At 44.4% G+C, this 25,241-nt stretch carries 21 protein-coding genes and 1 other RNA gene; 15 read left to right on the forward strand and 7 right to left on the reverse strand.

Translation table 11 applies throughout. The annotated features are described in order from the left end of the window. Window positions 1–137: 137 nt before the first annotated feature. Complete coding sequence (locus R7041_RS10075; protein WP_005378572.1) at window positions 138–572, forward strand: YbaY family lipoprotein; 435 nt, start codon at window positions 138–140, stop codon at window positions 570–572. 30 nt (window positions 573–602) lie between these two features. On the opposite strand, the gene R7041_RS10080 is transcribed toward R7041_RS10075, so the two are convergent. Next, window positions 603–905, reverse strand: a complete 303-nt coding sequence (locus tag R7041_RS10080) for a DNA base-flipping protein (protein ID WP_005378570.1) — start codon at window positions 903–905, stop codon at window positions 603–605. Window positions 906–1,162: 257 nt separating this feature from the next. Between R7041_RS10080 and R7041_RS10085 the strand changes: the two genes are divergently transcribed. The 7 genes from R7041_RS10085 to udp all read left to right on the forward strand — a co-directional run bounded on the left by R7041_RS10085 (window position 1,163) and on the right by udp (window position 9,462). Next, window positions 1,163–1,906 carry a hypothetical protein gene (locus R7041_RS10085; RefSeq protein ID WP_005389942.1) on the forward strand — a complete coding sequence of 248 codons (744 nt, stop codon included), beginning with the start codon at window positions 1,163–1,165 and terminating at the stop codon, window positions 1,904–1,906. 152 nt (window positions 1,907–2,058) lie between these two features. Then, window positions 2,059–4,062 carry a GGDEF domain-containing protein gene (locus R7041_RS10090; RefSeq protein ID WP_053349422.1) on the forward strand — a complete coding sequence of 668 codons (2,004 nt, stop codon included), beginning with the start codon at window positions 2,059–2,061 and terminating at the stop codon, window positions 4,060–4,062. Between the two features lie 137 nt (window positions 4,063–4,199). Next, window positions 4,200–4,296, forward strand: an RNA gene (gene ffs, locus R7041_RS10095) — signal recognition particle sRNA small type. 212 nt (window positions 4,297–4,508) lie between these two features. After that, window positions 4,509–5,243, forward strand: coding sequence for an RNA methyltransferase (locus tag R7041_RS10100; protein WP_005378485.1), 735 nt, complete (start codon window positions 4,509–4,511; stop codon window positions 5,241–5,243). Window positions 5,244–5,490: 247 nt separating this feature from the next. Then, window positions 5,491–5,910 (forward strand): CBS domain-containing protein, encoded by a 420-nt coding sequence (locus R7041_RS10105; RefSeq protein WP_005378483.1) that lies wholly within the window; start codon window positions 5,491–5,493, stop codon window positions 5,908–5,910. 172 nt (window positions 5,911–6,082) lie between these two features. Beyond that, a complete protein-coding gene (locus R7041_RS10110; protein WP_054575452.1) occupies window positions 6,083–8,389 on the forward strand; it encodes a zinc/cadmium/mercury/lead-transporting ATPase in 2,307 nt (768 codons plus the stop codon). 314 nt (window positions 8,390–8,703) lie between these two features. Beyond that, window positions 8,704–9,462, forward strand: coding sequence for a uridine phosphorylase (udp, locus tag R7041_RS10115; RefSeq protein WP_005378479.1), 759 nt, complete (start codon window positions 8,704–8,706; stop codon window positions 9,460–9,462). A 157-nt stretch (window positions 9,463–9,619) separates the two neighbouring features. Here udp and R7041_RS10120 read toward each other — a convergent pair whose 3' ends face one another. After that, window positions 9,620–10,780, reverse strand: a complete 1,161-nt coding sequence (locus R7041_RS10120; protein WP_206949129.1) for a DUF1887 family protein — start codon at window positions 10,778–10,780, stop codon at window positions 9,620–9,622. Between the two features lie 163 nt (window positions 10,781–10,943). Then, window positions 10,944–12,935, reverse strand: coding sequence for a methyl-accepting chemotaxis protein (locus R7041_RS10125; RefSeq protein WP_206949128.1), 1,992 nt, complete (start codon window positions 12,933–12,935; stop codon window positions 10,944–10,946). Window positions 12,936–13,204: 269 nt separating this feature from the next. On the opposite strand from R7041_RS10125, the gene hinT reads away from it, so the two are divergent. From hinT to R7041_RS10160, 7 genes are all read left to right on the forward strand, one after another. Further along, window positions 13,205–13,555, forward strand: coding sequence for a purine nucleoside phosphoramidase (hinT, locus tag R7041_RS10130; RefSeq protein WP_005378473.1), 351 nt, complete (start codon window positions 13,205–13,207; stop codon window positions 13,553–13,555). 69 nt (window positions 13,556–13,624) lie between these two features. After that, window positions 13,625–15,022 carry a COG3014 family protein gene (locus R7041_RS10135; protein ID WP_085569623.1) on the forward strand — a complete coding sequence of 466 codons (1,398 nt, stop codon included), beginning with the start codon at window positions 13,625–13,627 and terminating at the stop codon, window positions 15,020–15,022. Next, the gene (locus tag R7041_RS10140; protein ID WP_005378469.1) at window positions 15,022–15,414 is read left to right on the forward strand and encodes a YcfL family protein; all 393 of its coding nucleotides are present in this window, start codon (window positions 15,022–15,024) and stop codon (window positions 15,412–15,414) included. Before R7041_RS10135 ends, R7041_RS10140 begins: the two co-directional genes overlap by 1 nt. Window positions 15,415–15,480: 66 nt before the next feature. After that, window positions 15,481–16,071: a penicillin-binding protein activator LpoB gene (gene lpoB, locus R7041_RS10145; protein WP_005378467.1), complete on the forward strand. Its 591-nt coding sequence runs from the start codon at window positions 15,481–15,483 to the stop codon at window positions 16,069–16,071. 24 nt (window positions 16,072–16,095) lie between these two features. After that, window positions 16,096–16,977: a thiamine kinase gene (gene thiK, locus R7041_RS10150; protein WP_062730713.1), complete on the forward strand. Its 882-nt coding sequence runs from the start codon at window positions 16,096–16,098 to the stop codon at window positions 16,975–16,977. 75 nt (window positions 16,978–17,052) lie between these two features. After that, window positions 17,053–17,595, forward strand: coding sequence for an alpha/beta hydrolase YcfP (ycfP, locus tag R7041_RS10155; RefSeq protein WP_005378464.1), 543 nt, complete (start codon window positions 17,053–17,055; stop codon window positions 17,593–17,595). Window positions 17,596–18,128: 533 nt separating this feature from the next. Continuing rightward, complete coding sequence (locus R7041_RS10160; RefSeq protein ID WP_005378463.1) at window positions 18,129–19,418, forward strand: NAD(P)/FAD-dependent oxidoreductase; 1,290 nt, start codon at window positions 18,129–18,131, stop codon at window positions 19,416–19,418. Window positions 19,419–19,494: 76 nt separating this feature from the next. Here the strand turns inward: R7041_RS10160 and R7041_RS10165 are convergent, their stop codons facing one another. The 4 genes from R7041_RS10165 to R7041_RS10180 form a co-directional block, all read right to left on the reverse strand. Beyond that, window positions 19,495–20,043 carry a GNAT family N-acetyltransferase gene (locus R7041_RS10165; RefSeq protein WP_025766936.1) on the reverse strand — a complete coding sequence of 183 codons (549 nt, stop codon included), beginning with the start codon at window positions 20,041–20,043 and terminating at the stop codon, window positions 19,495–19,497. 160 nt (window positions 20,044–20,203) lie between these two features. Then, window positions 20,204–20,971 (reverse strand): peptidoglycan binding protein CsiV, encoded by a 768-nt coding sequence (locus tag R7041_RS10170; protein ID WP_080773703.1) that lies wholly within the window; start codon window positions 20,969–20,971, stop codon window positions 20,204–20,206. Between the two features lie 7 nt (window positions 20,972–20,978). Further along, a complete protein-coding gene (gene mfd / locus R7041_RS10175) occupies window positions 20,979–24,440 on the reverse strand; it encodes a transcription-repair coupling factor (protein WP_053303252.1) in 3,462 nt (1,153 codons plus the stop codon). 5 nt (window positions 24,441–24,445) lie between these two features. Beyond that, window positions 24,446–25,015 carry a hypothetical protein gene (locus tag R7041_RS10180; RefSeq protein ID WP_017634743.1) on the reverse strand — a complete coding sequence of 190 codons (570 nt, stop codon included), beginning with the start codon at window positions 25,013–25,015 and terminating at the stop codon, window positions 24,446–24,448. Window positions 25,016–25,241 lie beyond the last annotated feature (226 nt).

A 25,241-nucleotide genomic window follows, 5' to 3' on the forward strand; every position in this document is an offset into this window, starting at 1 on the left:
TCCAATTATGAAACAAAATCAATTGTTTGATAAATTCTAACTCAGTCAAACTATTGTCAAATAAAGTGACAGGAAGCAGACAGTTTTATATTCCACACCTATAATTGCCTCGGTTTAATGCTCTTTTCGAGGAATATATGAAAAAAACACTACTACTTGTTACTTCTCTACTCTTTGGGGCTGCGTTAGTGGGTTGCCAAACTTCTCAAAATACAGAAATGGAATCTACAGAAGCGTCAATGAAGACGATTACAGGTACAGTGGCTTATCGCGAGCGGATTGCCTTGCCACCAAACGCAGTGGTTACTATTGCGTTAGAAGATGTGTCCTTGGCGGATGCGCCAGCAAAAGTGTTGGCGAAACAGACATTCGAAACAGAAGGTAAGCAAGTTCCTCTTTCTTTTGAGTTGAGTTACGACAGCAATGAAATCAAACCAAACCATCGTTACAGCGTTCGTGCTCGCATTGAGGTAGATGGAAAGCTGCGTTTTATCAGCGACACACATAACGGTGTTATTACAGATGAAGCACAAACTCACCAATTAGATATTCGTCTAGTTGGAACACGTTAATACGACGTACTGAGAACAAAAAATGGCAGCTTAAGGCTGCCATTTGTATTTTTTAAGTGAAGTTTTGCCAACTTCCGATACTTCAATCCCTTCTGCTTCTAATTTCTTTTTTTGTCGCTCTAAGTCTCTGCCTTTTAAAGATATTTTTCCTTGGCTATTTACCACTCTAAACCAGGGGAGTTTACTGCCTTCTGGTAAGTTGCCCAGTGCTTTACCAACATGTCTCGCATAGCCCGGATAACCGGCCATTTTGGCAATTTCCCCATAGGTGGAGACTTTTCCTTTTGGAATTTGGTGAATTACAGCAAAGATTTGCGCTAAAAATTGGTCCATACTCAAAAGTGTCTATTTTGGGTTACTAAGGAATGGTAAACCATTGGACTTGTATATTGCTAACGGTTCTTAACCCTTGTGTTGCCAGCGACTCACTTTGAAGAATTACATTTTCTGTTCTTTAGTGTCGTTGGTTGATGAGCCTTAAACAGCATGAAGCAAACGCAAGCTAAGCTTGAATCTAGACCCTCTCAACGACTTTCAATCCCAGTTTTTGCCGTTGAGTTACCAAGTAGGTGGGGAAGCCAGGAGGCGCTATGATTTTATCGACACTTCAATTTTTCGTTACGACCTTACTCGCTGTTGTCTGTGTTCGGGCGATGAGTTTGAGCGAGGGTGACATTCCCGTTCTTGCACTTATGATCCCCGCGCTGTGGGTTCTGCCACAAGGTGGGTTCGCTGGCTTAGTATTGCTGGGCGCGATGATGGCTTTTGGTGCGACACTCTCAATGCAGCCAATTGCTTTGTCGGTTGGTGTTTTGATCCTTTTCCCACTTTTAATGGTGGTATTTTCTCGTAGAAGCTCTTTAGGTGTGTTGCTCACCGCTGGTCTTATTGTACTTACACTGCAAGTTGGTCTTATGGTCACACAGCAAGGCGGTAAGCTGGATGGTTCTGCTTGGGTTACAGTGGTTCAAACCATTGCGGTTATGGCGATGTGGTGGTCGGCTGCGCATTGGACGCCATCCAATAAACACAGCTGGTGGCCGTTGTTTTTGTTGCTCCCATTGTGGATTGCAGGCCTACCGTACGCCGTTCTTATGGCGTTAAGTTTGACGGGAATGTTAGCGTCAATGGAAGCACTTGCGAAGCTTCAACATACCATTCGTTGGAGCAAATTATTATGTTGGACATTGCCGACTGTGGGTTTTGCCGCTTTAGTCGTCAGCCCGACCACGGATGTGCCAAACCCTGTTTTCGTGGTTTGGATCTGTTTGTTAGGGACGGCTTGGATGACTGACTATATTTTACGTAGTAGCGATGAACAGGCTGAATTATGAGTTTTTAGTCAGGTAAAAAGTGACATGTGCGGCAGAGTATCGAATTGGTTGTGGAACAAAATGGAGATTAGTATATGTTCTTCATTTCATATTTACTACACTTCCAATAATAATAACCACAATATAAGTGGTTGATTTAAGATAAGTTTGTCATGACAACTTTTGCTCGAACACTGTTGCTTTTTGCATGTTGCCTCTTGAGTTTGAATGTAAAAGCCGAAGCCCCTTTAATTGCTCATTATAAAGTCGCGACTGAAGCGGATGATGTCGTCACTCGTGTTCTTTTCAATGCTGCTTCAAAGGAGTTTGGCTTTACCGTTCAATACGTAAACTACTCCAGCTTTGATGCCATTCTAAATTCAGTAGCGAATGGGGAAGCGGACTTTGCTGCGAATATCACTTACACACAAGAACGTGCTCAACGTTTTAGTTATTCCCGCCCAACAAATATCGAATATACCTACCTCTTTGGCTTAAAAGATTCGACGTTGAGTGATATTTCGCGTGTTGGCGTCCCCAAAGATACAGTTTATGCCCAATTACTTAAACAACACTACCCTGGTCTAGAACAGATCTCTTATCAAGGTCACGAACAAGCAGTAACACTGCTACGTTCAGGTGCTGTGGACGGCGTTGTCGATGCCATTAACCAGCTCAAGCCGATGCTGATGGAGGGGTTTGACGCCAAGATGCTCAATGATCAGATTTCGATAAAGCCCGTATCCATCATCAGTAAAAAAGATCATCATCTTGAGGAGTTGGACACGTTCGCTACGTTTATTCACGGGGAAGCGGTGCAAAAGCAGCTTCGCGAAGAAATTTCCCAGTATCAATTTGAATTAAGGCGAGCAGCGTTGCGTGATTCTATTCGTTTATTACCCCTTGATTTTAATGAACCAATACGGATTAAGCTCGAATCTATCTTTCCATATGTTGTATACAACGCAGATGGTAGTGTCGAAGGGATGACGGCTGATGTAGTCCTGAGAAGTTGTGAGATCTTGGCTTTAAACTGCTTGATCATTAGTGAGCCTGGTGAAAGCTGGGGTTCTATGTACCATGAGTTTATCCAAGGTAATTTCGAAATTTTGGCGCCGTTAACGGTCAGCCGTGAGCGGCGCGCATTTAGCTACTTTCCAAAGTCCCATTACGCGCCAGCATCGGTGATGGTCAAGCGTTTAGGTTACAAACCGAGCACATACTCTCATGTTTCACAGTTGATATCTGAGCAGATTGGCGTAGTTAAGGATGACTTTTTCGATCAAATGATGACACAACTGTTACCGCTAAAAGAACTCAAACGTTATCGTACTCAACAAGAGCTCATTCAGGGGCTATTAAATGAAGAAGTCGATTACATTCCGATGGATACGGCGATGCTCAATCATTTTTTACGTCTCAGTGAATTGGTTCCGATAGAGCAGGATACCGCTATTGGTGAGTTTTATGAGTCACAACTCTCTGTTGGATTGGTCGCGAATGAAAAAGGAGCCATGCTTGCGCCTTTCTTCAGTCGAGCGATAGCGATGTTAGAAGTTGATAAGATCATTGCTCAGTACGATGTACGCCCAGATTGGCGTACCGCACTTGAATATGAGATTCGATTAGCGACGCAAACACAAGCTGTGTTTATCTTTGTGTTATTGTTTGCTATTTGTGTTTCGCTTTATCTTTACCGTCAATCTAACACTGACAACTTAACAGGGTTAAGGAATCGTCGTGCGTTGCAAGTAAAGTATCGAAAAGGAGTAAACAAAGATCTATCCATACTTTACTTAGACATTAATCATTTCAAACGAATCAATGACACTTATGGGCATCGCGCTGGGGACGAAGTTTTACAACTACTGGCACTAAAAATTCATTATGTCTGGTCGGGAAGATGTTATCGAATTGGAGGGGATGAGTTCATATTACTGGGTTATCCTACGCAAGCTGAGTTAACTAGAGCAATGAGAGAGCTCAGTAGAATCGATGTGAAAGGCAAATTATGTAGTGATTTGGAGTCTATAAGTATCTCTATTGGTTTCTCTGCAAAAAGGGAACGGCACATGAGCTTAGAGCAAGCGATGCATTTGGCTGATGAAGACATGTACATGAGTAAGCAGTCCTCACGGCACGACTCCTCTTATCGTGACTGTACGGTTTCATCATAAAGGAATGAATTGATCGAGTTTTGTCCAAACGGTAATGAAATGATGAAATTCAAGGTTTTTGCTCTTGCATTATGAGAGCTGATACTGAATAATCGCCCCATCGATTGAGGCAAGACCTCTCGAAAAGAATTATGGGGCTCTGGTCCTCTCGCAACAATAGCTCGTGAACTCGGTCAGGTCCGGAAGGAAGCAGCCGCAGCGTGTGACTTGTGTGCCGGGATGTGGCTGGGGTCCCACCCTTTGAAAGCCCTGCGTTATCGCAGGGCTTTTTTCGTTTTTGAGCCTTCTTTTATTTTGGCTACGCTTGGTGTTCAACGTCTTCTGATGATCAAGCTTCTTGAGGTTATTTAGGTATAATTTATAATCTCATCCGCTTGATACCGAACTGTCGTGAAGATTGTTTAGGGTACGCTCGCCGAATAACCATTTTCACCTGGGATACTTTAATGATTTCAAAAAACCAATTAAAACTGCTTCGTGCTTTAGGTCAAAAGAAACAGCGTAAAGCGCATGGCTTATTCCTAGTTCAGGGTGAAAAGAACGTACTAGAGCTAGCAAGTAGTTCATTGAAGGTGAAGCAGGTTTTTGCAACAGCGGCATTTCTCGAACAAAATGCTGGTACGCTAAATCGTTTTGATTGTGTTGAAGCATCGCTTGATGAATTGACCAAAGCGAGCACGCTTGTGAGCAATAATGCGGCCATTGCTGTGGTTGAAATTCCGAGTGTAAAAGAGCCTCAAGCGAAAGGCTTGATGATTGCGCTAGATGGTGTATCCGACCCTGGTAATCTAGGTACGATTATTCGTGTTGCAGACTGGTATGGCATCAAGCACATTATTGCGAGTACAGATTGTGCTGATCCTTATAATCCTAAAACGATCAGTGCGACCATGGGCAGCTTTGGCCGCGTACAAGTGAGTTTGGTGGATTTGCCAAGTTACTTGGAACACGCCAAATTGCCAGTATATGGCGCGTTTTTGGAAGGAGAGAGCGTTCATAAAACGGATTTCGCTGCTGAAGGTATTTTGTTGATGGGCAGCGAATCTCATGGTGTGCGCGAAGCCGCAGCAAAATTCGTGACAGATAAAATCACGATTCCGGCGTTTGGCGGTGCCGAATCACTGAATGTCGCGATGGCGACTGGCATTATTTTAGACAACATGCGCCGCCAACATAGCTAACGCAACCATTACTTAATAACAAAGCCAGTCAATTTGACTGGCTTTGTTGTATTTATTGCCTAGAAAAATCAGCCTGGCTGAATCTTGCGTTTAACGAAATACAGTGAATGTTGTTCGGTGAGTTAATTTTGTTTTAGTTCAATAGGCTGTGCCTATAAATAAAATTACTCCTTTCCATTTAGTAAAATCAGGAAATTAGGCGACACTTATCTAAAGGCCGCAATAAAATGCCCTTAAGGAGATAAGAATGCATTCATTAAAAGTAAAAGATTACATGACGTTGCAAGCGGTGACTTTCACGAAAGATATGTCACTTTCGGCAGCTTTAAACAAAGTAATGCAAAGTGTCACACTAGGTGGCCCTGTCATTGATGAAAATGAAAAAGTGGTTGGGTTTTTATCGGAGCAAGACTTATTAGATAAGTTGGTGAAAGCAAGTTATCACTGCCAAGATACACATACGGTACAAGAGTGTATGCATGATGATGTCTTATCTGTTTCTCCAGAAATGTCAGTAATTGAACTGGCTGACATGATGAAAGTTGGAAAGCCGAAAATGTATCCAGTGGTGGATGGCAAAGGTAAGTTGGTTGGTGTTATCACAAGAAGAGACGTGCTGCGTGCCATAGGAATGACATTAAATGAGTGTTTTAAGCATCCCGTTTAACCTCTCTGTTTAAACTTTACGGAATATTGCTTTTAAACTGGTTTGGAAAGACGCTTCGGCGTCTTTTTTATTTTCTATCGCCGAACTGTACAAATTTATCTTGACCTTGGAGCTTACTCTAAGGTTTATCCTTAGCAATAGGTAAATCACCGATACCAATAAGGAAAAAATTATGTGTACAAAACATCAAGGTTGCCAATCTAGCAAAATCAAAACTGCGGTGCCGCTTGGTGCAAGCGAGTCATGCTGTGCGCCAGTAAAATCTTCGCTCAATATCTCTCAGGCCAGTGTTGATGTTTCTGAAAGCTCTTGCTGTAGTGGAGGAGGCTGCAGCGTTGACACAGGCGAGGAAGACGATCCCACAAGGGAGAGTAATTCCTCCGTTCGGAACGCTTGGCTTGTGTCAGGTATGGATTGCCCATCTTGTGCGCAAAAGCTTGAGAAAGCCATTACGTCTTTACAAGGCGTCAGCCAAGCCAAGGTTTTGTTTGCAACAGAAAAACTGGTCGTCGATTTTGATGGTCTAGAGCTGATAGCTACGATAGAGCAGACAGCCCAAAAAACGGGTTTCCCGCTCTCTTCACTTGATGCTCCAAAACCAAGCACTACAAAGAAAGGCTGGCTTGGCGTCATAAGAGACAACATCCAAATTCTCTCGATTGCTGGTGCAATGGCTACTGCGGCAGTAATTTCTAAGATCGACCCTCAAATAAGCGCTTGGTTATTCACTTTGACGTGTTTACTTGGTTTATACCCAATCGCGCTCAAAGCATTTAAGTTGGCGCGTAGCGGTACGCCTTTTGCGATTGAAACGTTAATGAGTGTAGCGGCGCTCGGCGCTTTATATTTAGGTGAAACCGCCGAAGCCGCAATGGTGTTATTGCTTTTCCTTATTGGTGAAAAGTTAGAAGCATATGCATCATCTCGCGCGCGAAGCGGTGTCCAGGCGTTAATGGACTTAGTCCCAGAAAATTCAATTTTAATTATTGATGGTGAACGCAAAGAAGTACCAGCTGCGCAGCTTAAACCAGGGGATATCATAGAAGTCGCACCCGGAGGTCGTTTGCCTGCCGACGGTGTTTTGCAAGATGCGCTTGCGAGTTTTGACGAAAGTGCGTTAACGGGAGAATCTGTTCCCGTTGAACATCAAACCGGTGGCAAAGTGATGGCCGGGGCTGTGGTTGTCGATAAAGTGGTTCGTTTACAGGTGACTTCCCGTCAGGGCGAGAATGCGATAGATCGAATTCTTCATTTGATTGAAGAAGCACAATCCCGTAAGGCACCATTAGAACGCTTTCTTGATAAATTTAGCCGTTGGTATACGCCACTCATGATGTTGGTGTCTCTGATGGTTATCGTTACGCCGCCATTACTATTTGCCCAACCGTGGGAAACGTGGATCTATCGAGGACTCGCCCTGCTGTTGATTGCTTGTCCATGTGCATTAGTCATTTCAACGCCTGCGGCGATCACTTCTGGCTTGGCGGCAGCGGCTAAGCGGGGCGCATTGATCAAAGGTGGAGCGGCGCTTGAGTTGCTTGGCAAGGTTGAGTCTGTCGCATTTGATAAAACTGGGACACTGACGCAAGGTAAACCAGAAGTGACCGACGTCTTTGCTTTTGATATGGATGAAGACAAGTTACTTAGCCTAACTGCGTCAATCGAGGTTGGTTCAAGTCATCCTCTAGCGGTTTCTTTAGTTACCAAAGTGCAAGAGAAGGGGCTTACTATTCCTGAAGCGTTGGATAAAACCGCGCAAGTAGGCTCTGGTGTCACTGGTTACGTCGATGGAAAAATGGTCCAAGTGGTCACGCCTTCAAAGGCAGACTTTCCACTTTCTCAAGAAGCCAAAGAGCAAGTGGTTACGTTGGAACAACAAGGTAAAACGGTTGTCATTGTTCGTTACGATGACGAGGTCATTGGCGTGATCGCATGGCAAGATACATTGCGCTCAGATGCCCAGCAAGCCATCGCAATGTTGAAGGAACTTGGGGTCACGTCGGTGATGCTAACGGGTGACAACCCGAGAAGTGCAGAAGCAATGGCAAATAGAATAGGCTTGGATTATAAAGCGAGTTTGTTACCTGCAGACAAGGTGCATTACGTCGAGAAACTATCACAACAACATACCGTTGCGATGGTGGGAGACGGTATCAATGATGCTCCAGCCATGAAAGCTTCGAGCATTGGTATTGCGATGGGAGGCGGTACGGATGTTGCGCTCGAGACTGCTGATGCGGCGTTAACACACAACCGGTTGATTGAGCTACCTGCCATGATAGAACTGTCGCGTGCGACGCTAAGTAACATTCGTCAGAATGTCGCGTTAGCGCTAGGTTTGAAAGGTGTATTCTTAGTGACAAGTTTACTTGGGGTTACTGGGTTGTGGGTTGCAGTATTAGCTGACAGTGGTGCAACAGCACTGGTGACATTGAATGCGTTGAGATTACTTCGTTTTGAGTCCAAACAGATCAAATAACTGACCTAACCAATGATCCCACTCATTAATAGCCCGAGGCATTCGTGTATCGGGCTTTTTTTAACCGTATTCACCTGATGCGATCAGACGTTTTTCTCGTCCTTGAAATCACGCATTGCTATGCAACAAAATGATTTAACGCCCCTTAAAGTGTGATCAATACCAGTTTTGTTTGAAATTTCACTTTCATTACATTTTGTCATTGTGATTGTGATCACTCTATGTTGGTGAAAGGTTCGCTACAGTGCATCTGTACCCAATAACTGATTAATGAGCTTATTGTTCATAAAATAAGCCACAATAAGGAGCGACTTATGTCTCAAGCTGTATTCCATTTAGGTGTTACTGAAGCTGATCTTAATGGTGCGACTCTAGCGATCATTCCTGGTGACCCAGCGCGTGTTCAAAAAATCGCAGAACAAATGGAAAATCCAGTATTTCTAGCAAGCCATCGTGAATACACGCTATACCGTGCAGAGCTAGACGGTAAACCTGTTGTGGTTTGTTCTACAGGTATTGGTGGTCCTTCTACCTCTATCGCAGTTGAGGAATTGGCACAGCTTGGTGTTCGTACTTTCCTACGTGTTGGTACAACGGGTGCAATTCAACCGCATGTAAACGTGGGTGACATGATCGTAACGACGGGGTCAGTTCGTCTTGACGGTGCGAGCCTACACTTTGCTCCTATGGAATTCCCAGCAGTTGCTGACTTTGAAGTAGCAACCGCAATGAAAGCAGCGGTAGAAGAGTCTGGCGCTACAGTTCACATGGGTGTGACTGCATCAAGCGACACGTTCTACCCTGGTCAAGAACGTTACGATACGTTCTCTGGTCGTGTTGTTAAGCGTTTCCAAGGCTCTATGCAAGAATGGCAAGACATGGGCGTACTTAACTTCGAGATGGAGTCTGCAACACTGCTAACAATGTGTGCGAGCTCTGGTTTAAAAGCGGGTTGTGTGGCAGGTGTTATCATCAACCGTACACAAAAAGAGATTCCAGATCATTCAACTCTGAAAGAAACGGAAGCGCGTTCAATTAAAGTGGTTGTAGAAGCAGCGCGTAAAATGCTTTAAGCCCCTATAGTTGGCATTTAAACAAACAGAAAAAACCAGAGGCTAACCTCTGGTTTTTTTCTAGTTATAGAAATGCGTACAGCTAAAATTTAGGTATAAAAAAAGCAGCATTAATGCTGCTTTTTATCGTTGTGAATTTTAGCTTTTCTTAATGGCACTATATCTCGTCTGAACCGCCCGCGTCTTTAAACCAATCAGTTAAGTGCGTTCTTAAATCTTTAAGCTCATCAGGGCCAATCAGGGCTAGCCCTAAGTCTTCAGCACGAGTAATGTCATTGTGACGAAGAGGACGGAAGCTCACCAACATTGCGCGCGCTTGTAAGCCACCTAATAGATCGCGAAGCGATTCTAACTTATATAAAGTATCGTCGCCGTCATCTCTCATGCCTTTGGTTTTGCACTCGATGATGTGCAGCTTGTTGTTTACAACTGTTGCGACATCTAACTCATTGCGTACTTCACTTTCACCAAGTTTACGATAAACCTGAACATTTAACGATCGATCTTGGATCGTCGGCATGGTGTCTTGGATTTGCTTCACGGTGCTGTGAACCAAAGTTTCTAACCACTCACCGTTTGAAAAGCGTCGAGCATCTTCATCTGCAAACGTTAAAACGCCATTCTCATAGGTGGCGATTTCTGCTTCTACTAAATCTGAAAGCAACATGTTGAGCTCACGGTAGCCCTGCTGTTTTTCGGAGAGCTCGACATCAAGCTTTTGTTCTTTGCGGCATGTGGTTGCAAGGTAGTTAAGTGTTGCTAGACCTGGCCCAAGCTCAAGCGCATTTGAGGCCCATCGTTCACCAAGTTCATACAATTTTTTATCAAGAAGAGGTGGTAAATCAACGTGGTGAAACTCGCCGCGTGCACCAAAGATAGTGAGGTAATCTGCAATCGTAATGTGATCTTCGACTTGGGTATCTTCTTTGCCATCAGGGTATAACCAACAAAGCTTATCGCTACTAGGCTCAACCACAAAAATTGGCCAGCGATAGGTACGGAAAACTTCGTACACCGACAACAAGCGATGACGAAGACCACAGCTCGCGTTCAATTTTACATCTTCGCCGCGTTCATGAAGGTCTTTTGCCAGTTTTTGAATTGCTTGTTTGATCAGAGATGTATTAACAGCGGATGGAATTTCAAAAAATTCAGAAGTAATTTCTCGTTGAGCTAAAACGGCACTCAGTCGGTCAAATATATCTAACTGGCTCTTGTCTCCGATGAAGACGATATGTGTGCTTAGCGTACGATTATCTAATAGAGGAGTGACCAATCTCACTGGGTCTTGGTCGATAATACCAACATGAACAGCCATAGATTTTCCTTTTTATGAGGCCGCTCGAAAAGAGTTGTGCAAGGGGATGAGCTGGCCTTATTAATCATATGTAGACATGGCCGACAAAAAACAAGGGCGACTTAACAAAAAGTCGCCCTTATACAGTTGATTGCACTAATTAATGCTCTTAATTATAAAGTATTTATAACTTAAAGCGGTGGACCAATTCATTTTGCTGATGAGCCAAGTGGGTCAGTGATTCACTGGTTTGTGCGATACTCGACATGGCTTGGAAACTTTCATCGGCGATGCTGTTGATATCTTCGATGCTGCGAGCAATGTCTGTTGATGTTTCACTTTGCTCTGCTGCTGCTTGTGAAATGTGCGTACTCATTTGGCTGATCTCAATGATTAGCGCCTGGATCTCTTCCATTGAGCTGTTCGCTTTTGACGCTTGCTCAACCGACATCTCCATATCGCTCATACAGCTTTGTATGACTTGGTTTGCCGATTGTGAGCTAGATTGCAGATTACTGATCATGGATTCAATTTCAGTGGTTGATTGAGTCGTTCTTGATGCGAGTACTCGTACTTCATCTGCCACTACCGCGAAGCCGCGACCTTGTTCACCAGCGCGAGCCGCTTCAATTGCCGCGTTCAATGCCAGTAGGTTGGTTTGCTCCGCAATGTTGCGGATCACATCAAGGATAGACCCAATTTGACCACTCATCTTTTGTAGCTCAGAAACTGCGGAGACCGATTCGTTCAAACGTGTTTCTAGTTGATTAATGGTTGAGATGTTACTGCTCATAACATTTCTGCCTTCTTCAGAGGCAGATTCGACGCGTTGCACCATTTCTAGCGAGCCTTGCGCACTTTGCGCGACTTCCTGCACTGAATGAGACATTTCTGTCATCGCGGTAGCGACGTTTGCTGTTTGTTCGCGTTGAGAGCTCAATTTAATTTGTGCTTGCGAAGAGGTGCGTTCGTTGGTTGTCGCGGTTGACGATAGGTTTTCTGACGCTTCGTTGAGTTTCACCAAGATCTCGTGAAGGTTGTCGGCGAGTGAGTTAATGTGTCCACTCACACGGCTGAATTCGTTGTTATAGCGAATGTCGATACGCTGTGTCATATCACCTTCAGTCAGGCTTTCTAACACTTTTAGAATACGAGTCAACGGCTCGCGAACGCTTTGTGCGATGTGGTAGCCAATCGCTGTCGCGAGTAAAACGACAATAACGCCAATGATGATGGCTTTCGTTACACCCGCCGAATATATGTCACCTGCGTCTGCCAATGATTCATTGAGCTTATCTGTTGCGGTTGTCGTGAATTGCTCAAGAATCGCCATGGTTGAATCCACTTTATTTGCTAGGTTGGCGATATTGTTATACAAAGCGGCGCGAGCATTGAGGTAATTATTATGTTGGTCTAACACACCGCCACGCATACCAACGTCGCGAGTAAATTGCTCTACAGATTCGCCAAATGCTTTTTCTAGCTCAGGAAGTTGAGTCACCAACCCGCGGAATGCGTAATTCAAGTGCGTTACTGCTTTGCGGTTTTTAGCTACGGCTTGCGTAACAAACTCAGGGTTGGAACTGGCGAGGGCATCAGAGGTAATTACTTCGGCATCTTTTAACTTGATAAAGTAGCTCTTTGCCATGACTTTGACAGAAATGCTGGTTTGATCTGCCACATATTCTTTAAGACCAACCGACAGTTCGGTATTCAGTTTTTGGAAGCGGCGTGAGGATTTTTGCACTTCTTCTTGAGCCGCGAACATTGCTTCGTAGTTGTCCATGGCCTCTAGAGCTTCTGTAAAATAGCTCTGCTCTAACGTTTTTAACTCTGAAAACGGTTCGGCAAGAGTAGGGTAGGTTTGGCTTGCGGTTTTCAGTTGAGCCAATGTGGATTCGAAGCGCTGTTGAGATCTAGCAAATTCCTGACGCATTTCATCCATACGTTGTTTATTCTCTGTCGTCAGGAAGTCTTTAAATGATTTGTCGGCAGAAAGCAGCTCAACACTGGTTTGATTAGATAACGATACCAACGGTAGGGATGATTTAGAAACCGTGCCAAATTTTCCGTGAATATCACTCATTCCTCCCATCATAATGGCAATTGTGACGGCAAATAGGATGATGATCAGTGCAAAGCCGGCATACATCCTTTTAATAACTGAACCTCGCATAAGTGAGCTTCCTCTCCCAAAAATAGACAAGCTACCCAAGCATTTTTGAGTTTACTTGGGTATAAAAATAATAATTGTCTTAAAAAAGTAACAAAATTCATTGGATTGTATTCAGTTTGTGACGCGCATTTTATGACGCACACGACAAAAAAAGCTTCGTTAATTAGCATTTGATTAATAATGTTAAGTGAACACTGTTTTTATTGAGCTCCGCTTTTGGTTGGCGCATACTAATTGGGGTCTAATTACGTTTATAAAATGGAGTCCTCATGGCGGAAGAAACGATCTTTAGTAAAATTATTCGCAAGGAAATCCCTGCCGATATCCTTTATCAAGATGATTTGGTGACTGCGTTTCGCGACATTAACCCTCGCACACCAAGCCATATTCTCATTATTCCGAATAAACTGATCCCAACAACGAATGATGTAGAAGCTGAAGATGAAGCAATGATGGGGCGTTTGTTCACGGTTGCTAGAAAGTTAGCGAAAGAAGAAGGTATTGCTGAAGACGGCTATCGCCTGATCGTTAATTGTAATCCACATGGTGGCCAAGAGGTTTACCATATTCACATGCACCTACTAGGCGGCCGCCCTCTAGGTCCAATGGTATTGAGCTAAGCTTTTAAAAGTGGGTGGTGATTCACCCACTTCTTTTTCCTGTCGAATGACACATTTGTGGAGATAAATGTGAAACTAGGTGTAAAGCTGTTAGGGCTGATGAGCTGGGCTTTAATGGCCTCTGGCTGCGCGAATTTATCTGCGGGCAATCTGTTTAGTCATTACAGCAACCAGAATCAAGAAGTTTATCAAGCCGTTGTTGCAGGGGAATATGCCAAAGCAAAACAACTTCAATCAAGTGAAGTGGGTGGCGAGATACTTGGCAATTTTGAAAAAGGTCGCATCTCTTTTCTTGCTGAAGATTACCCGACAAGTTTGAATGCGCTAGAAAGCAGCGATCGTGCCGTACGTGTTCAACAAGATCGTGCGACGATATCTGTGTCAGACACGGCAACGAGCGTCGGCTCTCTCGCAGTGAACGACAATCTCCAAGACTATCATCCCGCCGATTACGAACTTGGCTTTTTGCACCTGTATCTAGGACTAAATTACTTACAGAAAAACGATTTAGAAGGGGCACTAGTTGAAGTGCGTCGAGCTAATCAAGTTCAGGAAGCAGCAAGAAAGGCGCGTGAAAAAGAGCTAAAAGCAGTAGAGAAAGACCTTAACAAGCAAGGCATGTCTGCCAATTTAGGCAGTGTGTTAGCGAACTACCCTGATGCTGGTAAAAAACTAAGCGCGGTACAAAATGGTTATCTGTTCTATCTTTCTGGCTTGTTATATGAAGCGTCGCGAGACTTAAACAGTGCTTATGTTGATTACCGACGAGCACTCGCTGTAATGCCAGACAACAAGCAAGTTGTGGAAAGCACCTTATACGCTGCTAAGAAGCTGGGCATGCGTGAAGACTTGCGCATGCTAGAGAAGCGGTATGGCAAAGCACCTTCTGGATTAACTCAGTCACAAGGGCGAGTCATCGTTATTGATGAGCAGGGTGTTGTTGAGGCGATGAAAGGGTGGCGTATTGATTTACCGATTTACGACAGTCGCGATAATGGCGCGATTTATTCGTTGGCGCTTCCTTATTATCAGAACCGAGGTGCTCAACGTTTTAGCGATGTTGTTTTAAATGGTCAGGTATTGCCTTCCAGTACGCTGACTGATGTTAATGCGATGGCGCAAAACGATCTTAATGAACGTCTTACTACAATAGTGATCCGTCAAGCTCTTCGTGTTTGGGCAAAAGATCGAATCCGAAAAGAGGCGGCGAAAAAAGGCGATGATGTGGGCAACATACTTTTCAATGTATGGAACACATTGACCGAACAGCCAGATACAAGAAGTTGGCAAACATTGCCAGCGCAAGTGAAAACGGCTTCAAAAATCGTGAAACCGGGAACACAAAGTTTAAACTTGGGTGATCAAACCTATCAGTTTGAAGTGCCTGCACAGCAGACTACATTGGTATGGGTATCTCGTCAGGGAGCACACTCAACCGTGTGGCATAAACAGCTAGGGAGACTGTAATGAAAGCATGGCTTGTTTGTTTAGCAATGGCTATTGGTTTAGTTGGATGCGCCGAAAACACGGCTGGTATTCGAATTGATGGCCAAACGCAAAAAGTATTTTTTAATGATAACGTTTTAGGTAGTCGCTTATTAGTTGACAACATCACCACCACTTACGTTGATGATCGCCCACGAGGAGTCGTGCAGCTGAGTAGCAATTACAAAGGTGATCAGCACATTCTTTACCGATTTTATTGGTATGACAACAATGGTTTAGAAGTGAATACCAAACCTGGTCCGTGGCGAAAAATGATTGTGCGAGGATTTGAGCAAGTCACGTTATCTGAAGTTACTGTGAATCCAAATGGCACAAAATTCCGTGTGCAAATTAGAGAAGCACAAGACGATTAATCTTAACGGCTCTGCCGAAGCTGCCGCGCTAACGATGCGCTGGTATTGAAAAACTAAGGAACTCTCATGAAAAAAAGTATTATTGCTCTTTTAGGTCTTGCCGTCATTTTAGGTGGCTGTTCTAACAAAGTCTCTTACGGCGATGCGCAAGCAACAGAAACCACGACTATCGATTTTGGCTCAACAGATTTACAAAAAATCGCGGCTGAAATGGTGGATAGCATGATGATGTCGGGCTCTGTAGCAGCAATTACTCGTGACCAACGTCCTATCGTTTTTGTTGAGCGAATTAAGAACAAAACCAGTGAACATATTGACACTGAATCCATTACTGACACGATCTCTACTAAGATGTTGAACTCAGGTAAGTTCCGTTTTGTTGATATGGATCGTGTTGAGTCTGTGCGTGAACAACTTAACTTCCAAAACACGGATGAGCTTGTTAACCAAAGCACAGCTATCCAATTTGGTAAAATGGTTGGTGCTCAATACATGCTTTACGGCAACCTATCTAGCATTGTGAAAAATGCAGGTAGCGATAAAGATGTATACTACAAGATGACCATGCGCCTAATGGACCTAGAAACAGGTTTGATTGAGTGGGCGGATGAAACTGAAATTCGTAAAGCGCAATCTAAGAGCCTATTCGGTCTTTAATCGAACAGGGTGGAGAAGTCATCAATGGCATGGTTTTCTTGGCAACAAGCAAAACAGTTAGATCCGAGTCTTAACGCTCTCGATGGCTTCTTTACGGAGCCTCCGGTAAAAGTACAAACTGTTACCGGGGGGCTCACCAACCGCTGTTGGCGGTTGGAATCTTCTCAAGGCCTTGCATACATCTGGCGACCGACCAGTCATGTCTGCAAGGCTTTTTCAATTTCTCGTCACAGTGAATATCAAGTGCTGAATGCAGTCTCTTCATTGGAAATTGGCCCCAAGCCAGTTTTTATTCATGAGCAAGGGTTGCTGGTGGAATGGATAGAAGGAGAGGCACTGACGGAGTCAGGCTTAGCACTAAGCGATTTATTATCCATTGCGGCGAAGATTCATCAATATCCGATAAGCGCAATTCCTTTGGTTCCATTTTCATATATTTCTCGCATCGATCATTATTGGCTTGAGCTTGATGGTCAGTATGTGGGTACGGAGTTTGAGGCTTTGTACATGAAGTGGCGCACGGAACCGAACGTTGCACCTGTTCCGCTTGCCCTATGTCACTTCGATCTGGGGTGTTACAACCTAGTGCGAGGGGAGAGTGGGGTGAAAGTCATTGATTGGGAGTATGCCGGGATTGCTGACCCTAGGCTAGATTTGACCTTAACTATTCAGGTCGCGAATGCGCCTGTGGAAGAAGCGGTAAAGCAGTATTGCCAAATTCGAGGTATCGAAGATGTGTCTCTTTGGCTGAGAGGTGTAAAAGCTTGGCAACCAAGAACCTTGGTGATGGCGATGCTCTGGTATCTACTTGCCTATAAGTTGTGGGGAACTGAACAATACTTAAACAGTGCGTATGAGTTGAAAGGCTCATTGTGTATGGAAGATCACTGTTTTGAGAACTCGTGATATTTTCCCCTTTAACAGTAAGGAAATAGTGGTAGTTTTAATAAAAGTACCAGATACACACAGGGAGAGGTACACATGATTATTTACTTACACGGCTTTGACAGTACAAGCCCGGGTAACCACGAAAAAGTTCTTCAACTGCAATTTATCGACGACGACGTTCGTTTTATCAATTACAGCACCCTTCACCCAAAGCACGACATGCAACACTTGTTAAAAGAAGTGTCTAAAGTTATCGATCAATCTGATGACCCAAACCCATTAATCTGTGGGGTTGGTTTAGGTGGTTACTGGTCTGAGCGAATTGGTTTTCTATGCGGTATCAAGCAAGTGATGTTCAACCCGAACTTGCACCCAGAAAAAACGATGGCTGGTCGAATCGATCGCCCAGAAGAGTACGAAGATATCGCAACAAAATGTGTTGATCAGTTCCGAGCGAAAAATCAAGCTCACTGCTTAGTGATTCTCTCTAAAGATGATGAAGTGCATGACAATTCGAAAACGGCAGCTGAGCTAGAAAAACACTATCAGATCATTTGGGATGAAACTCAGTCTCATAAGTTCAAAAAAATCTCTCATCATTTACAAGCGATAAAGGCATTTAAAAATACTTATTAATGTTGAGTGTAGACAGTAAAGCGGCGTTTTTATCGGCTGCTTTGCTGCGATTCCTTCTCTTGAGTATGCCGAGCCACTGTCTCTTTGAAAGGCACATTTTCTTGGTTTAACGCTTTGAATATTGTGTTCTCCTTACCGTTTTCTTACTTCCCTCCTATGTAGCACGAACACCTTGTTGTAGAGTAGTCGAAAAGTAGTCAATCCGTACTCGTTACACGGATTTTGGTTGCCTTCAAAGTTGGTCTCTATATAATGAACCGGACTAAAATAATTTGATAAATATCAAAAAAAATTGAGAGCGAGTAATAAACTTGCCCAAAAAATTCTGGCGTCGTATGCGTACCAGATAAACATGCCAAACCCTGACAAGTCATTGATAGATAAAGAATCAAGGTGAGTGGCAGTTTTTTAATCCAAGTAATTGAGACACCTCTAAGAACCAAGAATTCATCGGTTGGATGGATGCCACAAATATTTGTGAGTCATGCATCGAGCTGAACCCCATATATTCATTTTTGTAGAGGAAAATCATTGTGACACGCATTATCGTTGTAGGCGGCGGTGCAGGTGGTCTTGAGTTGGCAACTAAGCTTGGTCGAACTCTAGGTCGCAAAAACCGTGCGCAAATTACGCTAGTCGATCGAAAAGCGAGCCACTTGTGGAAGCCATTATTGCATGAGGTTGCTACAGGTTCTTTGGACGAAGGAGTAGATGCACTGAGCTATCGAGCTCATGCAAAAAACCACAGCTTCGACTTCCAAATGGGTAGCCTTCAAGACATCGACCGTGAACGTAAAGTGATCATCTTAAGTGAGCTTAAAGACGAACACGGTGAACTTCTTATGCCAAGCCGTGAGCTAGAATACGACATTCTAGTGATGGCGATTGGCTCGACATCAAACGACTTCAACACGCCTGGCGTTCGTGAAAACTGTATTTTCCTAGACAGCCCTGAGCAAGCACACCGTTTCCGTACAGAAATGAACAACGAGTTCCTAAAGCTGCACGCGAAAAACGGTAACGGTACGGTCGATATTGCGATTGTTGGTGCTGGTGCAACTGGCGTTGAACTATCAGCTGAGTTACATAATGCTGTTAAAGAGCTGCGCACTTATGGCTTCGGTGATCTTGATTCTAGCAAGTTGAACGTCAATCTGATTGAAGCAGGTGAGCGTATTTTACCAGCGTTACCTCCACGTATTTCTTCTGCTGCTCATCAAGAGTTGGTGAAGTTGGGCGTAAACGTGCGCACCGCCACTATGGTGACTAAAGCTGAAAAAGATGGCCTTACTACAAAAGATGGTGAGAAGATCCCAGCTCAAATCATGGTTTGGGCTGCGGGTATCAAAGCTCCAGACTTTATTAAAGATATCGCTGGCTTAGAAACGAACCGTATCAATCAGCTTGTAGTGAAAAACACACTACAGACAACACGAGATGATGACATCTTTGTTATTGGTGACTTAGCACAATGCACCCAGTCTGACGGTTCGTTCGTGCCGCCACGCGCTCAAGCTGCACACCAAATGGCAAGCCAGGCATTTAGTAACATCGTCGCGAAGATCAACGGGCGCGAGTTGAAAGACTACGTATATAAAGATCACGGTTCATTAGTGTCTCTAAGTCGCTTCTCAACCGTTGGTAGTCTGATGGGGAACCTAACTAAAGGGTCGATGATGGTAGAAGGCCGTATTGCTCGTGTCGTTTACATCTCATTGTATCGCATGCACCTAATGGCGTTGCACGGTGTATTCAAAACCGGTCTGATGATGCTCGTCGGCCGCATTAATCGCGTGCTGCGTCCAAACCTTAAGCTGCACTAAGGTTTTAAATCCACTCTGTGTGGATGTGTTGTATCTTAAAAAATGCAGAAGCCACCGCAAGTCGGTGGCTTTTTGTTTATGTTAGATCTGTCGGTAAAAGTGAGTACACAACGCCATCTTTAGGCTTACCATGAAAAATAAACCGGTTTCTGGCGATGGCTTCTTTTTGTGCACCGACGGACTCAATTAAGGCTTGGCTAGCTTCGTTGTCGGGGTCACAAACAATCTCTAGTCGAGTTAAACTTAGCTTTGCGAAGCAGAATTCTGCTAAGGCTTTAACGGCTTCTTGGGCATAGCCTTGCCGTTGATAGCGGTCGGCAACCCAGTAACCAATACTCGCCATATTAAACGTATGATATAACTCATTAACCGCTGCCATTCCAACCAAAGTGTTACTTTGCCGCTCATAGATACCGAAACCAAAAGCCTCAGTTTTGACCCAGTTAAGACGGGTTGCCAACAGAAAGTCCTGCGCGGTTTTCAATGTGACGTTTTTATCACACCAGTCAAGCCATTGGTGCAGCGAAGGGGATTCTGCAAGTAATCGTTGTAGTGAATGTGCTTCTTCAGCAGGGATGAGCTTGAGCGCTAAGCGGGGCGCAATGATTTCAAAGTCTGGACTCATGAACTAATACGACTTCCATGTTGAGTGTAAGTAAATTGAAAGCTGTCTATTTATACTTGAACGCAGCTATTTTCCTTGCTCTGCGTTGGTTAGGAATAACTGAGGTATAGCAGATAAAAACAAAGCGCAGCTTTGCTGCGCTTTGTCGAACCGCTCGTGCTTATCGAACCCGACGAACTTGAATGATCATACCCATCAACGGGTTATCTAGGTAATGAGTCTCGCTGCTACGCATACGACGTTTTTGATCCATTCGATAACTCTTCAGGAATTTCTCTTCGGTTACTGTCGGCGATATTTCTGCCAAGTTACCTACTTGGACGTTACCATCTACTTCACCTAAGTCATCCGCCAATTGCTCAGTTGAGGTTGGTTCAAAACGCACCTCTCTAACACTTGGTTCGCGGAGATCTAGTGTTGTTTCGGCGAAGAGGTAATGCTGTACGTATATTTGGAATCGACCATCTAGTTCATATAAAGGACCATTGACCGTCTCTTCACTGTAACCGTCGCTGGAAAATGTTTGATTGCCATTGAGTGGGCGGCCATCTGCTTGATAAGAATCAGAGAAATCTCGCCCGCCAACGATGCGGAAAATTGGGGCGCTAGATTTACCTCGGTCACCTTGACGCCAGGCTACGTGTTTAAGCACTTTAAAGCCGGCATGATTATTTAGTGCCGCTTCTTGCGCGTTGAGACGGAAAGAAGAACTTGGCAAAAGTGTCACGCCTTTAGAGCGGCGGTAGGATTCACTCTCTAGGCTACCGACATTTTCCATATCGATTTTTGGCAGTTGATTCGGCCAAGATTCTGTTGTGCTTTCAGCGTCGACTGCTCGCTTGAAAATGATCACTTCAATATCAAATTGGCGCTGTGCCCAAGAGGGCATTGAGACACATAGAAGCAATAACGGGATCAGTATTCTCATTCGACTATTAGCTCGTTGGTAATAAATTCTGTTTAAAATCATTCAGTAAGTCTTGAACAAACTGAATGCGTTTACGTCGGTCCACCAATGGTACGCTAAACTTGAACTTAGTTGGACCTTCCATTGCAAATTTTTGCGGCTGTGATTGCAGCAGTTTAACTAAATACGCTGGATTTATGTCAGCATCAGGGTAAAACTCGATAAATCCACCTTTATCATGGGCTTCTATCTTTTTCGCTTTTAAACTACCAGCCGAAATTTTCAATTCTGAGACGGCAAGTAAGTTCTTTGTTGCGTCTGGAAGCAGACCAAAGCGATCAATCAGTTCCACTTTTAGCTCTGATAGTTCATCACTGCTTGTGACACTCGCAATGCGTTTGTACATCGACAGTCGTGTGTTTACATCCGGAATGTAATCATCTGGTAAGAGCGCTGGGATTCGCATTTCCACTTCAGTTTGCTCACGAAGCAGCTCATCCAAAGATGGCTCCTTGCCTTCTTTTAATGCTTGCACTGCTTGTTCCAGCATTTCCATATAAAGTGTAAAACCAACGGATTGAATTTGCCCACTTTGCTCATCACCAAGCAGCTCACCAGCACCACGGATTTCTAAATCGTGGGTTGCTAACGTAAAGCCAGCACCTAAGTCTTCCAGTGAAGCAATCGCATCAAGACGCTTGATGGCATCTTTGGTCATGGCTTTTGGATGTGGCGTTAATAAGTAAGCATAGGCTTGATGGTGCGAACGTCCAACACGGCCACGCAATTGATGCAACTGCGCCAAGCCAAGATTGTCCGCACGATCCATGATTATGGTATTCGCCGTTGGTACGTCGATACCGGTTTCGATGATGGTTGTACACACCAACACATTAAAGCGCTGATGGTAGAAGTCATTCATGATTCGCTCAAGTTCGCGCTCGCGCATTTGACCATGAGCCACGGTAATGCGTGCCTCTGGGATGAGTTTCTGTAAGTCTTCTGCCGTTTTTTCAATGGTTTCAACCTGATTGTGCAGGAAGTAAACCTGACCACCACGCATAATTTCACGCAGTACCGCTTCACGGACCACTGGCTCTTCTTTTTGTCGAACAAAGGTTTTAATGGCTAAACGGCGTGCAGGAGGTGTCGCGATGATCGACAGGTCTCGCATGCCACTCATTGCCATATTCAGTGTGCGTGGAATTGGTGTTGCGGTGAGGGTAAGAATGTCCACATCCGCACGCATTGCTTTGACTTTTTCTTTTTGACGAACCCCGAAGCGGTGTTCCTCATCAACGATCAACAAACCTAAATCTTTGAATTTAATGTCGCTCGAAAGCAGCTTATGCGTACCAACGACAATGTCTACTTTACCATCGGCAACGTCTTGCAGAATGACTTTTTGTTCTTTGGCAGATTTAAAACGAGACAGTACTTCAACTCGGATTGGTAAGTTGGCAAAACGGTCACGGAAGTTTTCGAAATGCTGCTGAGCAAGCAAGGTTGTTGGTACGAGTACGGCGACCTGTTTACTGTTATCCGTTGCGACAAATGCTGCGCGCATAGCGACTTCCGTTTTACCAAAGCCCACGTCACCACATACTAAGCGATCCATTGCTTTTGCCTGGCACATGTCTGACAATACGGCATTGATGGCCATCGCTTGGTCATCTGTTTCTTCAAACGGGAATGTTGCTTTAAATGTTGCGTATTGCCCACGATCTAGCTCAAATTTGAAGCCCGGTTTTAATTCTCGTTTTGCATACACATCCAGCAATTCTGCCGCGACGTCACGCACTTTTTCTGCCGCTTTACGACGTGCTTTTGCCCACGCTTCACCACCTAATTTATGCAGTGGCGCACTCTCTTCAGCGCCGCCAGAATAACGGCTGATAAGATTCAGTGATGAAACTGGCACGTAGAGCTTGGCATCGTTTTGATACTCAAGGGTGACGTATTCCGTTTTCATACCACCGGCTTCAAGTGTTTGTAAACCGATGTAGCGGCCAATACCGTGATCAATATGAACCACAGGTTGGCCGGGTTTTAGTTCGGCAAGGTGGCGAATAACGGTGTCACTGTTGACGGCTTTTTTATCTTTGCGGCGTCGCTGGATAACACGGTCACCGAGTAGATCACTTTCACAGATCAGAGCGAAGTTCAGATCTTCGTGAATGAAACCATGCTCTGCTGCGCCTAAGACCAAGCTGAATCGATCACCCGAGTCTAGAGCTTGGTAAAGTGAGCCATGTACGACTGGCCGAACTTTGATGCCTTGCAACAGCTCCGTTAGTGCTTCACGACGACCTTCTGACTCTACCGAGAAAACGATTTTGCCGCTGAATTGCTCACTAAACTGACGAAGGCGCGAGAGCGGCTCTTTATTTTGTTGTTGAACGCCAAGCTCGGCTAACGATTGTACTGGTAGGTTTTGACGACCGGCACGCTTAACCACTTTATCTAGGCTCAATTGAGCGATAGGGAGCTGTTTTAGTTGACTGAAAAGTTCGTCTTTTTTCAACCAAAGCTGTTCAGGAGTCAAAAGAGGACGCAGCGGATCAACTTTTTTCTGGTCGTATCGATATTCGACATCGGTTAAGAAAGTATCGACCGCAGATTCGATATCACCATATGTGATGACTTGAGAGTCTTCTGGCAAATATTCAAATAAAGTCTCGGTATGGTCAAAAAACAGCGGCTGCCAATACTCAATACCAGCGGGCCACGTGCCTTTGGTCACTTGCATGTAGATTGATTCAGGCTCGCGGCGTGCGTCGAACTGGGTGCGCCAACGTGTACGGAAATCTTCAATCGCTTCTTTAGTGGTTGGGAACTCATGTGCAGGCAGCAATTGGATTTGCTGAATATCGTCGATAGAGCGTTGGTTCTCTGGATCAAACGTGCGAATGGTATCTATTTCATCATCAAAGAAGTCGATGCGGTACGGGTCATTGCTGCCCATAGGAAAGAGATCCAGAATAGACCCACGACTTGCATATTCACCTGGTCCAAATACTTGATCTACATGGCGGTAGCCTGAATTTTCAAGTTGTACACGTAACTTCTCTAGCGAGAGCCGATCACCAGTTTTCACCATTAAAGTGTGTTGCAACAGAAAATCACGTGGCGATTGGCGTTGCAATACTGTACTGACCGGGACGATGGTTATGCCATCACGTTGACTTGGCAGTTGGTATAGGCGTGCGATACGTTCAGAGATGATTTCTTGATGCGGAGAAAAGTTATCGTAAGGCAGCGTTTCCCAGTCGGGGAACAGGCTTACCGTTTGGTCGGTGAATTGCTCAATCTCTGCCTGAAGCTTTAAAGCGATTTGCGGGTCAGGCACAACGAGTAGCGAGTGACTCGAATGCTGTTTGGCTAGCTCTGCAATGGCTAGAGGTAGAGCTGCGCCCGGCAAATTACCTAGCTGTTTTTTGTCGCCACGCTCTGAAGGGTTGGTGACGGAAAGAATCGTTGCTTTTGTCATAGGAATTATTTTTTATCTCGCTCCATCGAGCGCTGACGTAAAAGTTTTTGTTGTTGATACAGTGCCGCCTTTATCAGTAAATCTTGATCAGATTCTCGGAGCATCTTGTATCTAAGCGTGATAATGAAATCTTGCTCTGAAGCATCACATTCTTCTACTTGAGCGTAACAGTAAATCGCCGCAGCAGGGTGATCGAGGAACAGTTTAACACGAACGAGTTGTTGAGTAGTTAACGCTGTATCTGAGCGGAAACTGAGTTGACTAGCACCAAACTGCGTCGTTTGATAGCGAATGGAGGCGTCATCTTGTTGTGAAAGCATAAAGCTCAACAAGAGGTTAAGTTTCGCGTTTTGCGTATCAAGCAAGTTGATCACATGCTTTAACTCTTTGTTTTTCAGCTCTAGACGCGCGTTGTCTGCCAACATATCTAAGTGACTAAATTCACTGGCGACAATAAATGGTGCTGGAATTTCGGAGGCAAATGTTTCTTCATCTGGCAAAGCAAAGTCCGCACTCAACGTTTCGACGTTGATGGTGAGGTTATGATGGACGGTAAAGTATTCTTGCTCTGTCATATAGTCGATCCTTTTGCCAGTGAGCGCTCCCTGTTCACTCAACAAACAAAGAGAAATAGGGCACTGATTATCGCTAACTGAATGAAGTTATCAAGTTTAGCCGATTTGTCCTTGAACTTTTTGCCCTAAATACAGACTTATTGCATGTCGTTGACAAATTTAGCGATTCTCTTGTCTTCTTAATGAGAAGAGTAAGGTAAGATAATCCGCTAAAGCTTTATATCAA

It is taken from the genome of Vibrio sp. 1751, from assembly GCF_033339895.1.
GTDB classification, from domain to species: domain Bacteria; phylum Pseudomonadota; class Gammaproteobacteria; order Enterobacterales; family Vibrionaceae; genus Vibrio; species Vibrio alginolyticus.

Excerpts from the sequence above, each read along its gene's own strand:
- R7041_RS10075 (WP_005378572.1), top strand. The coding sequence starts at position 138 with ATGAAAAAAACACTACTACTTGTTACTTCTCTACTCTTTGGGGCTGCG.
- R7041_RS10080 (WP_005378570.1), bottom strand. The coding sequence starts at position 905 with ATGGACCAATTTTTAGCGCAAATCTTTGCTGTAATTCACCAAATTCCA.
- R7041_RS10085 (WP_005389942.1), top strand. The coding sequence starts at position 1,163 with ATGATTTTATCGACACTTCAATTTTTCGTTACGACCTTACTCGCTGTT.
- R7041_RS10090 (WP_053349422.1), top strand. The coding sequence starts at position 2,059 with ATGACAACTTTTGCTCGAACACTGTTGCTTTTTGCATGTTGCCTCTTG.
- R7041_RS10100 (WP_005378485.1), top strand. The coding sequence starts at position 4,509 with ATGATTTCAAAAAACCAATTAAAACTGCTTCGTGCTTTAGGTCAAAAG.
- R7041_RS10105 (WP_005378483.1), top strand. The coding sequence starts at position 5,491 with ATGCATTCATTAAAAGTAAAAGATTACATGACGTTGCAAGCGGTGACT.
- R7041_RS10110 (WP_054575452.1), top strand. The coding sequence starts at position 6,083 with ATGTGTACAAAACATCAAGGTTGCCAATCTAGCAAAATCAAAACTGCG.
- udp (WP_005378479.1), top strand. The coding sequence starts at position 8,704 with ATGTCTCAAGCTGTATTCCATTTAGGTGTTACTGAAGCTGATCTTAAT.
- R7041_RS10120 (WP_206949129.1), bottom strand. The coding sequence starts at position 10,780 with ATGGCTGTTCATGTTGGTATTATCGACCAAGACCCAGTGAGATTGGTC.
- R7041_RS10125 (WP_206949128.1), bottom strand. The coding sequence starts at position 12,935 with ATGCGAGGTTCAGTTATTAAAAGGATGTATGCCGGCTTTGCACTGATC.
- hinT (WP_005378473.1), top strand. The coding sequence starts at position 13,205 with ATGGCGGAAGAAACGATCTTTAGTAAAATTATTCGCAAGGAAATCCCT.
- R7041_RS10140 (WP_005378469.1), top strand. The coding sequence starts at position 15,022 with ATGAAAGCATGGCTTGTTTGTTTAGCAATGGCTATTGGTTTAGTTGGA.
- lpoB (WP_005378467.1), top strand. The coding sequence starts at position 15,481 with ATGAAAAAAAGTATTATTGCTCTTTTAGGTCTTGCCGTCATTTTAGGT.
- thiK (WP_062730713.1), top strand. The coding sequence starts at position 16,096 with ATGGCATGGTTTTCTTGGCAACAAGCAAAACAGTTAGATCCGAGTCTT.
- ycfP (WP_005378464.1), top strand. The coding sequence starts at position 17,053 with ATGATTATTTACTTACACGGCTTTGACAGTACAAGCCCGGGTAACCAC.
- R7041_RS10165 (WP_025766936.1), bottom strand. The coding sequence starts at position 20,043 with ATGAGTCCAGACTTTGAAATCATTGCGCCCCGCTTAGCGCTCAAGCTC.
- R7041_RS10170 (WP_080773703.1), bottom strand. The coding sequence starts at position 20,971 with ATGAGAATACTGATCCCGTTATTGCTTCTATGTGTCTCAATGCCCTCT.
- mfd (WP_053303252.1), bottom strand. The coding sequence starts at position 24,440 with ATGACAAAAGCAACGATTCTTTCCGTCACCAACCCTTCAGAGCGTGGC.
- R7041_RS10180 (WP_017634743.1), bottom strand. The coding sequence starts at position 25,015 with ATGACAGAGCAAGAATACTTTACCGTCCATCATAACCTCACCATCAAC.